We start from the raw sequence: 14133 nt of genomic DNA, 5'->3' as shown, positions 1-14133 counted from the left end.
TTATTTTAAAAACATCTGAACAATTTATCATTCTCACGAGAACATGCATTTCAGGTTAACTTTGTCTGGAATTATCTTATCCACCTGAATGACCATATCATTTCATACACGACTCTTTTTCTCTGAGTCGGAGCAACTAAAAGGTTTTGAACTGATCCACTTTTTATCTCACGTTTCAAACTCTTATATAGAAGAAACAAAAAAAGCGAAGCTCGATGTGATATCGTAGCTCCGCTTTCTTCATATATAAACCAAACTTATTCTCCACCGATAAACACGTAACGGCATATAACGATAACGGCCAGCACCCACATCAACCAATGCACTTTCACTTTACGCTCAGTAACCAAGTTACTGAACACAGCCAAAATAACATAGGATACGATACCTGCAGAGATCCCGTTCGCAATCCCGCCTGTAAATGGCATCAGTACAATAGTAAGGAATGCAGGGAAAGCCTGCAAAAAATCATCCCACTCAATACTACGAACTTGGCTCATCATAAGTACACCTACAATAATCAGAGCTGGAGCCGTTGCCGCAGAAGGAACAACCAAAGCAAGTGGCGCGATAAACAAAGCAAGAATGAACAACAGACCTGTCGTTACCGAGGTTAATCCTGTACGCCCACCAGCTTCAACACCCGAAGCACTTTCAACATAAGCCGTAATCGTACTTGTACCCAGTGCCGCACCTGCGCTGACACCGACAGCATCGACGAGCATAGCTTTACCAATCGTTTTCTCACCTTTAGCTTTATCCTTCATAATCCCCATACGTGTTGCCGTCCCAACCATCGTACCGAAGGTATCAAACAGTTCAACGAATGTGAAAATGAAGATGATTTCGAACAATCCAAGGCTAATTGCACCTTTCAGATCAAGTTGCCCGACAGCTAGGTCACTGAAGTTAGGCAGCCAGCTTGCACTGGACAGACCACTCAAATTGGTTACCCCCATTGGAATACCAATCAGCGTTGTTGCTACGATACCAATCAACAAAGCACCTTTAACACGCATTACCATAAGGACCGCAATCAGTAGCAAACCAATCAAAGCGAGCAATGCATCATGATGTGTAATAAAGTTTCCAAGAGACAAGTTGAAGCTACTACCTGGAATCGGCTGGCTCAAATCTGCATCCGGTGCAACATTCACGGTTACTGCCACCAGATTGGCGAGTTTAAAACCAATAATCGTAATAAAAAGACCGATACCTACGGTGATTGCCATTTTAATGGATTGTGGAACTGCAACAAGCAACATTTGCCGAACTCGAGTCACGGTCAGAATAATGAACACGATACCCGAAAGGAACACAGCACCGAGGGCTGCCTGCCAGCTAATTGCACCATTGGAGCTCAAAACCACAGTCATAAAGTATGCATTCAACCCCATACCCGGAGCAAGAGCGATCGGAACGTTCACGAACAACCCCATAATAATTGTCATCAATCCAGCGCCGACGGCTGTTGCAAAGAATACTGCATTGTCGGACATCCCTGCCCCATTTTGTCCTAAGAACAATGTGTTTACAAAAAGAATGTAAGCCATTGTCATAAAGGTGGTCAGACCCGCAACAATCTCCGTTCTAACAGTTGTTCCGTTTTCTTTGAGTTTAAAGAAACGATCCATAATTCACTAACTCCTCCTTAGAGATGTTGAAGCCATAAGTTATATTGAAAAACGACAAATGACCCTGAGAAGTACTTTCCCCAGAGTTCAGCTTGACCAGAAGCAGGCAGACGGCCCGTTGACCAAGAACAAAAAAAATTCTAATGTGCACGGGTGATATCCCGCCGCAGTCATGTAGAATTCATGTGCTTAGCCTGCTCCTCTTCGTAGCCAGATCATTAGGGTGATCTCGTAGAGACTCCCGGGCCAATCCCCAGGATTATACGAATTAGTATGCGCTATTTGTTTGTTTCCCATCATCATTTTAGGAGGGAGCTTCAATTTTGTCAATGATAAAAACGAATATTATATTCAAAACAACTAAAAACGTTCGTATTATTTAACAAATCAAACCAATTCAGCGATTTACAACCCAATTCCAAATACAATTGATTGTGAATTCTGACGAGATTATGTACATATTTTCAATATACCATTTAAGATCAGAGCTTCTGCTGAGAAACATCAAAAGCCACCCCATTTATTATCACAATACACAAGGTGGCTTCTTTAATATATTTTTTTATGATAAGGGAGGGCAACATTTTCAGTTCTTTAATTCTTTACAAGCTCACCCTTCATTCTGATTAAAAGAAAAGCCCTCGATTCTCAAGGTAAGCCGTAAATAGATATGTTAAACTCGGTATGACTATGACATGTTCAAAAGTGAAACTTTCTTTATCAAACCTATGCTGATTTGATCTCCAATCGGAGCAATTTCAGTTCGAAACGTAAACATTGTACGTTCATCGTTTATTTTGAAAATGAAAGAAGGTTTAGACGAAGTTAGAGCAGCGATGAACTCCTTATTTTAATAATTGTAATATCTCCTGCGGTTGTGAATTAGCTTGTGCGAGCATAGCTTGCGCTGCTTGGGACAAAATATTTTTTTGCGTAAACTTTATCATTTCAGTAGCCACATCTGCATCTCTGATTCGGGACTCTGCCGAAGTAATGTTAAGTTCATAGTTCGATATATTATTGTATATATGTTCCAAGGTATTCTGGTAAGCTCCAAATTTTGAACGTTCTCTAGAAACGAGGTGCATCGCTTGATCAATTTTTAATAGTGCTGCATTTGCGTTATCCTTTGTATCAAGATTGATATCATCAATACCAAGTGCTTTTGTCCGAGCATCTGTTAAAGAAATATGAAACGTTTCCCCATGATTAGGACCTACTTGTAATTCAAGAGTTCTACGAGGTCCAGATATATTCTCCAAGTTAAAATTAATAATGTCGTTGCTAGCCAGTGTATCTAGACTGGACATTGTGTAACTTCCATCGGCATTGCTTATCAAACTGTAACTATGTGAATAGTCAGAGCCACCTTCAATAGCAAATACAGCAATTTCCGTTCCACTAGAATTAAACATGGATATGTGATATTTCCCATCCATTCTTCCTGCGACTACGTAGTTGCCATCGGTTCCTTGTACAATACTATGTAACACACTATCTTGAGACGTTTGGTTAGACATGTTTTTTTGCCAAACAATATTCCCCGCTTGATCTACCTTGTATATTAATCCACTTCTTTTTGTGGAATCATTATATGAACCTACAATGATTGCCCCACCGTCACTTGTTGCAATTGCATCCAGTCCTTCATCATCCCCTGTAGATCCCACCCTTAGATCCCATTGCGGTCTTAAATCCTTATCATATTTCATAATCCAACTTGAGTCATCTGAATAAACACTTCCAATTTTCAGACTAGACTTACCGACAGCTAAAAATCCCCCATCAGCCGTTTCAATAATTTTACTAAACTCGTCTCCTCCATACCCCACAGGAACGGATTGAGATGATCCATTAACAGAAGTCGCTATTTGTACACCCATGCTATCAAATTTAGCAACAATACCGTCCCAATTTTGTATACCTGAACCAATTCCTGCAACAACAAACGATCCATCCTTGGTTTCAATAACTTCTTTTCCTTCAATCGTATATATTCCAGATATGCTAGAGTCCCATTGTCGGTTTAAATTTCTATCTAGTTTAATAATCTGTATTTTTTCATCATCAGGTGCCAATGATTTGTTAGCTAAAACAATATAACCTCCATCTCTAGTTTCCTTTATACTTTCTACTCTTAGGGAAGTAAACGATTCATACCATATGGGTACTCCTTCACCATTTATCTTGAAATAACTACCAGATCCACCAACTCCAACATAACCTCCATCCGCAGTTTTAGACAGTTCCCTGCTACCTGCATTATAAGTCCAATTAAGCTTTACCTCACCCTTTATTGGTTCGAGTATTTTAGCCTCATCGTTAAGCAAATTAATTCCATTAAAATATGTATTATTAGCGATTTCATTTATATCTTGCTTAATTTGTTCTGTCTCTAATTGGATCATTTTACGATCGGCGTCCGTTAATGTTCCATTTGCAGACTGGACAGCAAGTTCTTTAAGCCTTAGAAGATTAGGATCTTGGATACTACCAAGTGCACCTTCGGCCGTTTGAACCAAAGAAACACCATCCATTATATTTCTACTCGCTTGAGCTAATCCTCGGATCTGCGCGCGCATTTTTTCTGAGATTACAAGTCCAGCAGCATCATCTGCTGCTTGATTAATTTTCAAACCCGTTGACAATTTTGATAATGATTTTGAACTGGCTTTAGTATTGTTATTTAATTGATTCAGACTTTTCATTGCAGCAATATTGTGCATTATTCTCAATTAACATCCCCCTACTCAACAATATTATCGGTAAAAATCAAAGAAACTTGAATCGAAACTATAAAAAATTCCATTTACTAAATAAAATACTCTCTACATCCATTAATACTACAAGGATAGTAGAGAGCACAAGTTCAATGCAATAATATAATTTTATTCTATTCCCACTCGATCGTTGCAGGTGGTTTGGACGTTACGTCATAGACGATACGGTTTACGTTGTCCACTTCGTTAACGATCCGTACAGAGATTTTCTCCAGCACATCCCAAGGGATACGTGCCCAGTCTGCAGTCATACCATCGATGGATGTTACGGCACGAATACCTACAGTGTAGGAATAGGTACGCGCATCACCCATAACGCCAACACTCTTCATGTTAGGCAGGGCGGTGAAGTATTGCCAGATTTCACGGTCAAGACCGGCTTTGGCGATTTCCTCACGCAGGATGTAGTCGGAATCACGAACAATTTTCAGCTTCTCTTCCGTCACTTCCCCAAGTACACGGATCGCAAGACCCGGACCAGGGAAAGGCTGACGGTGTACGATTTCGTCTGGCAAGCCACACTCCGTACCTACTTTACGAACTTCATCCTTAAACAGGGTGTTCAATGGTTCGATCAGTTTGAAGTTCATGTCTTCTGGGAGACCGCCCACGTTGTGGTGGGATTTGATAGTTTGAGCTGTTGCTGTACCACTTTCCACGATGTCCGTGTACAGTGTACCTTGCGCCAGGAATTCGAAGTCATCGAATTGCTTGGACTCTTCATCAAATACGTAAATAAACTCGTTACCGATAATTTTACGTTTTTGCTCCGGATCATCCACGCCAGCCAGCTTGGACATGAAACGTTCTTGTGCATCGATTTTGACAACCTTCATATCGAACTTGCCAACAAATGTCTCCATTACGCTCTCTGCTTCACCTTTACGCAGCAGACCGTGGTCGATAAACATACATGTCAGCTGATCGCCGATTGCTTTGTGCAACAATGCTGCGACAACGGAAGAATCCACACCGCCGCTGAGCGCGCACAACACTTTGCCGTCGCCCACTTTTTCACGAATATCTCTAATCGTGTCATCAATGAAGGTTTCCATCGTCCAGTTGCCTTCGCAACCACAGATTTCGAACAGGAAGTTACGAATCATGTCGTTACCGCGAACGGAGTGACGTACTTCCGGGTGGAACTGCACTGCATACAATTTGCGCTCATCGTTACTCATCGCTGCGATTGGCGCACTTTCCGTTCCTGCATCCAGTTTGAAGCCCGGAGGCAATGTGACAACGTGGTCACCATGACTCATCCATACGGTATGTTCACCTTCGATACCTTGAGCAAGTGCTGCACCGGCAGCAAACTCAAGATCTGCTTTGCCGTACTCACGCTTCTCGGAACGTTCTACTTTCCCTTCAAGCTGCTGAGCCATGAGCTGCATACCATAACAGATACCAAAGATGGGCAAGCCCAGGTCATAGACACCCGGATCAACGTGTGGTGCATTTTCAGCATATACGCTGGATGGGCCGCCGGAGAATACAATTCCTTTTGGCGCAAGTTCCGCAATTTTCTCCGCTGGTGTGTTATACGGCAAAAGCTCGCTGTATACGCCAAGATCCCGGATTCTTCTGGCGATTAACTGGTTGTATTGGCCTCCAAAGTCAAGGACAACCACAATTTCATTTTGCTTATTCATTACCGTGCCTCCCTCAATTCAATGAAACTAATTATACGCAACGACAAAACCTACCGTCAAGGAAAGACGAAACTCCATTTTTCAGGCAAGTAACGGGAAGATGTGACATAAAGCGACAGTCGATGCCATTCTTTAAGGAGAGTGTACAGGATGAAATTTTGTTCAATATACCATGCACTTATGCTCCACCTCATGTGTACTCTTATAATTGGATAAAAGAACCGATTTCATCCGTCGGGTGCGTAGATTAAAAGCCATCGTAAAGTCATCGTTATCAGTGAAGATGGTAAGTTGGTATTAAAGTAGCAAAGCAAATGTGCCAAGAGGCAGCGGCAAAAGCATCTCAACACGCTAACGATCACAGCGAACCTTATTTCGCATCCTAAGCTGTGTTTGAAAATCTAACGATCCTCAGAAGCGCTATTTGGACTAAAACTACCAAAACCCTCCGAAAACCACATCATTTGAAGTAAATAAGGTTTCTGGTGATCGTTAGAATTTTAGAGTGGCAAAAAAGGACTACATAAGCGTCACTGGTGATCGTTAGAAATTGCGAAGTCCAATTGCGGCCCCACGAAGTTTGGAAATTGAAATATCGTAATCTTCCTGATTCACCTCCAACCAGGTTCGTTAGCATCCGCTCCGTGGCACCTCGATAGAGAGAGTGGTGGTGTAAATTAAAAAATCTCGTTCACCCTTGGGCAAACGAGACTCGTCAGGAACTTAGCGCTGGCGTCTTGGGGGACGCCGGGCCAGGCGAAGTGCCCGGCGCAAGAAATCGAGACTGTCCGCACGCAGCGGACGGTCTGGCCCGTATAGCAGCCGCTCCCAGTCGGCTGCAAAGCGCGCGATGTCCGCGCCGTCCGTGCCTGCGGCCACGGCGGGTGACGCTGCGTATTCCCGCAGCGTCATGCCCGGCGGCCGCGGGCCGTACCGGCGCGCAAGCGCGTGCCAGACCGGAGCGGCAGCCTGCAGCAGCCGCTCGCGGTCCGGGAAGCTGCTGCGCGGCCACGCCAGCAGCAGTCCAAGCCGCAGTGCGGGGCGAAGCCGCCGCGTGCAGGCCCATGCAGCGGCGCACAGCAGCGCCGCTGCCGCAAGTGCCGTCGCGGCCGGCCACGGCGCCGCGACAAGGGCACGTGTGTGCGCGGCAAGCCACGCGCCCGCACGCTCCAGCCCGCTGCCTGCACCCGGCAGCGGGGCTTCGTCGCCTGGCTGCGCCGAGGCGACCCCTGCGGCGCTGGCATCCAGAGCCTGCGCCGAATCAAACCCCGGCGTAGCCTCAAACGGCACCCAGCCCACGCCGGGAAAATACACCTCCACCCAGGAATGGGCATCCCCCTGGGTGACAACCACTTGCCCCGGGTTCTGCGGGTCAGCTTGTCCTGGGGCGTAGCCTTTCACCCAACGTGCCGGTATCCCTTCGGCACGAAGTAACACCACCATGGCGGTGGAAAAATGGTTACAATACCCCGCACGGGTCACAAATAAAAAATCATCCACAAAATCCGTCCCTCGTGGCGGCATTCGGGTATCCAGAGAGTAACGGGCGTTCGCTTTCAGATAACTGCGCACGGCCTGCACAGCATCATACCGTGTTGTACTTGAACCGATGATCTCAGTAGCAAGATCCCTTACCCTTTGCGGAAATGTATCTGGAAGCTGTAGATCTTTTCTGCGAATAGAGGCAGGATCGGATGTATTATTCCCGCCAGCATGATTCAGTTCGCTCACGTTAAAATTCTTCTTGTCGTCCTTACTATCCTGCCCATCGTTCCCAGCACTCTTCCCATTCATCCCTGCACGTTGCCGAAGCTGTTCCGGTGTCACATTCGGCACCATCACATCTACCGTATAATGCTGGACAAGCTCATTCCTGTCTCTTCCTCCTGCAAGCCACAATGTGCCCGTATCTTCATTAGAGAGCAGTCGCTTTTCATTCTTTTTATTAAGGACATCGCCATCTTGAAAAGACAAACTTACCGGCAACCCTCCCGTAAAAAGTGGATTCGGACCACGCCACTCCCGTTCCATCGTGATGATCTGACGAACACGCTGCCAGTACGGATGCTCCTCCCATCCATCGGAACGTAGCAGATCCGATGAGTTGACATAACGGAAGCGCTGCTCCGTATCACTCCAGGCACTGCCATTATAGTAAGAACGAGTCTCCCCACGCCAATACGTAGAGACAGGCGTTTTTGCCACAAATACAGGTTCATTCCCTTGTACCAAGGGTGCCCCCATAGGCGCATCAACGGTGCTATATCCCGTCACACTCAGCGAAGCCGGTACACTGCCTGAAGGAATGTATCCTGCCCATCTAGCCAAACGTTCGACCGTATCCAAAACAGAGAGTTGTCCGGCAGGTGACACAACACTGAGCCGTGCAGGAAGTGTAGATATCAACACCACACAGACCGCCGTGCCCACAGATACAGCTATCCAATATAGATAAATCTTACTCCGTATCCGATGAGCGCTGTTCTTTTTACTTCGTGCCGCCTTTTTGTGAGAGCTTGGATATACACCCTGGGTTTCACTTTGGTTTTCACCCTGGTTTGCACCTCCGTTTATCCCTTGTTGTGTACCTCGAATTACACCTTGGATCATGTCTCGATTTTTACTTTCATGTGCAATTCCCTGATCCTGCGCATTTCGTTCATGACCTGTGCCTTCCGAAAGGCGCAGCAGGTGAAGCATGCCCTGAATGCACAGTAGCCAGCATACGGAACGAACCACCGAGCCATAAGCATCATATCCGACAACACTCTCCAGCAGGATCAGATACACTAACGTTCCCGTGCCAAACAGAGATATGCTGCGACGAAGTAATACCAGATATTGTACCGAGGCGAGCAGCATACTCCAGCCGCACAACATAAATAATCCTCTGGTTTCCCTGCTCATCACACGAAAACGTCCTGTATCGATCCACTGTCCCAGATCAGCATTAAGTATCCCCGGGTAGGATAAGCCCCATTCGATCGGATGACTGCCTCCGTACATTACACACAGTGCAACGTATATCATAGGGATGCGTAGCGCGATGCTGCCCATCCAGCCTGTACGCAGCAGGCCAACGGATAGAAGGATGGCTGAATAGCCAGCCATGACAGCCGAAAATCGCTCATTGCCTGCTTGACCATCAGATGTCACAGGATATATCCATTCCATACACAATACGAGCAATCCCGCTGTGATAAGCCATAGATATAACATAGGAGTTGTTAGATACATAGATGAAAATAACGGCGAATTTAATTCCGATCGCTGTGTCTGCACTGACTGTCCAGACAGAACTGCAGATTCGGGTTGCTGTTTCATTTTACGCTCCCACATCAACAATCCCTGCCTTTCCGCCATGCCAAGACCCAACGGTTCCAATAGACTCCTGATAGACAATCTTTACCCCTTTGGATACAAGGCGTTCAGTCCACACTTGCGAACGATTTGCCTCTACTACTGGCGGACTCAGCACAGCTGATGCACCAGATTGTTCCTTCCCGTCACCCGCCGTGCCCCTCATCTGTCCGTTCATGGTTAGATAGACTCTCGCCTGGAAGCCAAGTGCCGACGCATATTCAAGCCATGCAACCAAACGTTCATCCAGCTGTCCGGTAAAGACCAGAATACTTGACCCGTATGGAAGATGCTCCAATCTGTCAACGCCAAGTTGCTCTCCAATCGATCCCTGTTCCTGATGTAAACGTGCATAAGCAAGCCGTCTTAACGCATGATCCAAACTGTTGGCTTGTTGCCCATGAACACTCCGGCTTCCACCAGCATCATTACGACTACGGTTTGTTTGTGCTTCATGCCTTGCGTCCTCTTCTAACGGCATGTCCTGTTTACTTGCGAGTTCATCCCCACTTAACCAAAGCTCACAAGGCGTTTGTGCATCTGTTGCCTCACGTACCCAACTCGCCGCACCAAGCACTGCTCGTTCGAACACTTCCTGACTTTTCTGACTACGTTCTCCCACTCCAAGCCCCTCATATCCTGAGTATTCTTCGTATACCATGATTGCGAGTGAGGTACTTTGCAGCATATCAGGAATCAGCGTATGCAACTTTCCGCTTCTCGCCGAGCTTTTCCAATGAATTCGGTTAAACGAATCCCCTTGTTGATATTCACGAATCTCTGTTCCGGGTATACCTTGCAATGGATGTTGCACTCCCACGCCTTCGCCATGATCCGTCCAGACTTCCGGCCAGATTGATGTTGTAGCATTCCCGGTATCGGGCACCACCACAACAGGCTCTTCACCCTTAATTGTAGCGTAGGCTCTACTCCACCCAAAAATATCCCCCCAGTATACTCGCCCTTCCTGCCAAACATGTACTCCTCGGGTAAGACCTGTTATCTCATACTGATAAGACCATCGTCTTTTCAAGCCTGGAAAAAGCAATTTACGATGTATACCTCCAGGGGTGTTATCACATACCATGAGCCATAATAATGGAAGCGGACATTTCATCTGTAACTCAACCCGAACGCGGATGCTTTCTCCTGCTGTGATCTGCCCTTGTCGTAAGTGTCTGTTGATAACAATCTGACGGGGACCAAACACACGTAGGAGTATTCCATATACCACAACAAGCACGGATACCGTTGCCAAGAACAACGCTGATTTTCCACCATGCCAGAAATAGAGACCACCCAGAAGAACAGCCATTAACATATGAGCTATACTTCCGCGAAACCCTCTCATGCGCGTCGTCCCCTTCCCTGCCCACTCATCTCCACGGGTACAGGCACAGACGACAATACTTCACGGATGACTTGCTCTTGCACTGCGCTTCCGTCCGCTCTGTTCATTGATTTCAACTGAATTCGGTGGGCGAGAACCGGTACAGCGAGGGATTGCACATCATCTGGCACAACGTAACTGCGACCTTGTAAGTAGGCATATGCCTGTACAGCTGTCATCCAGGCCAGCGTTCCACGGGGACTGATGCCCAGTCTTACGGCGTCATGACTTCTCGTAGCCACAGCGACAGCGACAAGATATTGCTTGATCACGGCATCCACATGTACCTGCCTCACTTCACGTTGCATGGCCACCACTTCTTCAGCCAACATAATCGGACGCATGTTCTCTAACATATCCTTGCTACGCTCACGAGAAAGCAGTTCTACCTCCTGCTCCGGCTCGGGATATCCCAGTGTAATCCGCATCATGAAGCGATCCAACTGTGCTTCCGGCAAACGATAGGTGCCTTCAAACTGCAACGGGTTCTGTGTTGCAAGCAGCAGAAACGGCTTCGGCAATACGTGAGTTGTACCGTCTACGGTCACACTGCGTTCCTCCATGGCTTCCAATAACGAAGACTGTGTACGGGGAGATGCCCGATTAATCTCATCCGCAAGCACGATATTGTTCATCAGCGGCCCCGGTCTGAAGCTGAACTCTCCTGTAGGGGCGTGATATATAGATACACCCGTCACATCGGCTGGCATGACATCGGATGTACATTGAATGCGCCCCATCGCACAGCTTAATGATGAAGCCACGGTGCGAATCAGCATCGTTTTTCCTGTACCCGGTACATCCTCCAACAGAACATGGCCTTCACTAAGCATTGCAGCAATGATATATTGAATTTCCTGTTTCTTGCCAATGATTACATCAGCAATTCGATTGCTGAGCCTTTTTAACAGTTCGGTAGCATGATCATGCTCTATTCGCACTCTGGTCATCTGAACCACACTCTCCTTCCTTGCCTATGAATCGTGATTATCATAATCTATGATTCATTGTTGCCCGGAAGTAGAGAGAATAGTCAGATAAACTTCTGCTTCTTTCAAATTATGCTATAAAAATGTCCATGCTCCATAGACGTCCAAGGTGGCTCCACGGTGATTACCCACTCACTGTCCTTGGATTGGACTGTATACTGCTTTGCTCCAAGCTGCTCTATCAAATCACCTGCTGATACCCAGATCGTGCCTTCACGGCTCTCCATCACAGCTTGAACCGTCAGGCCATCCTGATTATGCAATCGTTTGGACGTCAATGTACCCATCGCCGGATTAATTTGGACTATGCGATCCTTCCACCATGTGGTTGCAGTACCTGAGGTTTGATCCCAGCTTATACTGCCTTCCAGCTTGTTCATATAACTTCGCAAGGGAACCATTATCGTCTGGTCTTTGAAGCGATATTCGTCCGGCTTGAGTTCGACGGTCATATATCCCAATTCAATTTTGAGCGGTTTGGCTACGATCCATTGCGCAGCGTTTGTGTTTACATGTTTGGTAATCCAGCTAGCAGATGGAGACTGGCGATACTTATATTTCACCGCAGGTTTGACCTGGAATTGAACAGGTTTGTCTGAAGCCTGCATCACTTCAAAACGGTACCCCTGCTGTTTGTAGTATTGAATGATATCCGGCAGTGCCTTTACTGTCTCGGCATGCGCACCTCCATCATGCATCAGCACAACAGCAGAAGACATTCCTGCTGGCACATCTGTTGCACGAGCGACAATGTCGCTAGCGGGCACATTTCTCCGCTTGGAATCACCGCTGTCTACGTTCCAGTCCATGACAGCGTATCCTCCCTTTTTCAACAGATCAAAATACGTATGGTCAAAATGTCCGTATGTTCCACCAGGCGCTCTGACAAGTGCAGGGCGAAAGCCTACAATGTTGTTAATGATATCTTCCGTGCGCTTAATCTGCTGCCAGAACGTTTCAAAGTTCCGGTACAACTCGTTATATTCATGGTTATATGTATGATTGCCGAGGGCATGTCCTTCACTTACGATTCGTTTGATCATTCCCGGCATACGTTCTGCATGCTCTCCCAGCACATAAAAAGTAGCAGGAACATCCTCATCGCGTAAAATATTCAATACCTCAGACGTATGTTTGCCCGGGCCATCGTCAAAGCTCAAATAGACAACCTTGTCTGATGTTTTACTTTTCCCCGCTGCTGCGGCAGACGGCACGCTTGCTCCGAACATATCTGTCAGCAGTAATGTAGCGAGAGTGAACCATATCGATAAACACTTCCACATACGTACCTTCCCACAGGAACGATTTGAAGTTTGCTGCTCCATAAGTTGCCCATTTCGTTGCATCATTTCGTGAGATTCCTGCGCCATTTGTAATTCACCCTCCAGCACTCTATTGAATTTGCTGATAGACTTCAGCAGATTTGTTAGAATTATATGGAGGCAGATCGCAAAAAAGACATCATTTTATCTATTATTTTGCAACAAATAACCTTGGCTTCGATATGGGATCATTGATTCTTAATCAGCAATTCGGTAGCATTAGGAAATAACGAACATGAAACGGGCAACCATCTACTTCTAAAGCCTGATTCATATGACACCATCAGGAGTGTGAATCTATTGGAATTACTTGAGAAGGTCCAGCAGCTATTTGGGTCTTACGGATACAGTGTATTGTTCTTCGGCCTGCTACTGGAGTTTATTGCACTTCCCTTCCCAGGCGAAACGACGATGGCATATGCGGGTTATTTGTCCTACAGAGGTCAGCTTGATTTCGGTACACTTGTCGTCTTAGCGTTTCTCGGGACAACGATTGGCATGACTATTACGTATTTCATCGGAGCCAAAGCCGGTCTACCTTTTATTGTGAAGTATGGAAGATGGTTTTTACTTAAACCGGACAAGCTGGACAAAACGCAAAAATGGTTTGCTAAGTATGGATACGGTCTGATTTTTATCGGATATTTCATTCCCGGTGTTCGTCATTTCACAGGGTATTTCTCTGGTATTGCTGCAATTCCGTTTCGCAAATTCGCCCTATATGCTTACTCTGGAGCCTTGTTCTGGGTTGTGTTATTCCTTGGGATCGGTAAGGTGTTCGGTCCTAGCTGGAGCGCTGTATTCACACTCGCCCATCAATATACAGCATACATTCTTGCCCTAGTTGCATTGCTTGTGATTGCTGGCATCGTCTATCGTTACCGCAACGCCTTGTTCGCTCGTTCCCGTCACAAGCATTCCCCTGCTCGTCAGCGTCAAAAACAAAATGCAGACTAATGATGAGTCCATCTCCACTTTATAAATATAGAAGCCGTGAACATACGGC

Annotated in this window: 8 protein-coding genes and 1 riboswitch; of the genes, 1 reads left to right on the top strand and 7 read right to left on the bottom strand. The window is 46.2% G+C overall.

Annotation, left to right across the window (positions count from 1 at the left end):
• Positions 1 to 257: 257 nt before the first annotated feature.
• From ACT89M_RS03630 to ACT89M_RS03600, 7 genes are all read right to left on the bottom strand, one after another.
• Positions 258 to 1634 carry an NCS2 family permease gene (locus tag ACT89M_RS03630; protein ID WP_308723510.1) on the bottom strand — a complete coding sequence of 459 codons (1377 nt, stop codon included), beginning with the start codon at positions 1632 to 1634 and terminating at the stop codon, positions 258 to 260.
• A gap of 187 nt (positions 1635 to 1821) precedes the next feature.
• A riboswitch (purine riboswitch) is annotated at positions 1822 to 1921 on the bottom strand.
• Between the two features lie 558 nt (positions 1922 to 2479).
• Positions 2480 to 4360: a flagellin family protein gene (locus ACT89M_RS03625; protein WP_308723512.1), complete on the bottom strand. Its 1881-nt coding sequence runs from the start codon at positions 4358 to 4360 to the stop codon at positions 2480 to 2482.
• 167 nt (positions 4361 to 4527) lie between these two features.
• The gene (gene guaA, locus ACT89M_RS03620; protein ID WP_154891960.1) at positions 4528 to 6066 is read right to left on the bottom strand and encodes a glutamine-hydrolyzing GMP synthase; all 1539 of its coding nucleotides are present in this window, start codon (positions 6064 to 6066) and stop codon (positions 4528 to 4530) included.
• A 723-nt stretch (positions 6067 to 6789) separates the two neighbouring features.
• Positions 6790 to 9450 (bottom strand): DUF4129 domain-containing transglutaminase family protein, encoded by a 2661-nt coding sequence (locus ACT89M_RS03615; RefSeq protein ID WP_308723509.1) that lies wholly within the window; start codon positions 9448 to 9450, stop codon positions 6790 to 6792.
• A complete protein-coding gene (locus ACT89M_RS03610) occupies positions 9392 to 10777 on the bottom strand; it encodes a DUF58 domain-containing protein (protein ID WP_308723508.1) in 1386 nt (461 codons plus the stop codon). Before ACT89M_RS03610 ends, ACT89M_RS03615 begins: the two co-directional genes overlap by 59 nt.
• Complete coding sequence (locus ACT89M_RS03605) at positions 10774 to 11766, bottom strand: AAA family ATPase (protein ID WP_308723507.1); 993 nt, start codon at positions 11764 to 11766, stop codon at positions 10774 to 10776. Before ACT89M_RS03605 ends, ACT89M_RS03610 begins: the two co-directional genes overlap by 4 nt.
• Positions 11767 to 11870: 104 nt before the next feature.
• A complete protein-coding gene (locus tag ACT89M_RS03600) occupies positions 11871 to 13154 on the bottom strand; it encodes a polysaccharide deacetylase family protein (protein ID WP_487344998.1) in 1284 nt (427 codons plus the stop codon).
• A gap of 273 nt (positions 13155 to 13427) precedes the next feature.
• On the opposite strand from ACT89M_RS03600, the gene ACT89M_RS03595 reads away from it, so the two are divergent.
• Positions 13428 to 14084, top strand: a complete 657-nt coding sequence (locus ACT89M_RS03595) for a DedA family protein (RefSeq protein ID WP_308723505.1) — start codon at positions 13428 to 13430, stop codon at positions 14082 to 14084.
• Positions 14085 to 14133 lie beyond the last annotated feature (49 nt).

The sequence above is a fragment of the Paenibacillus sp. NN59 genome, assembly GCF_057597225.1.
The sequence above is the reverse complement of the archived record's forward strand: the minus strand, read 5'-3'. Positions and strand labels throughout refer to the sequence as shown.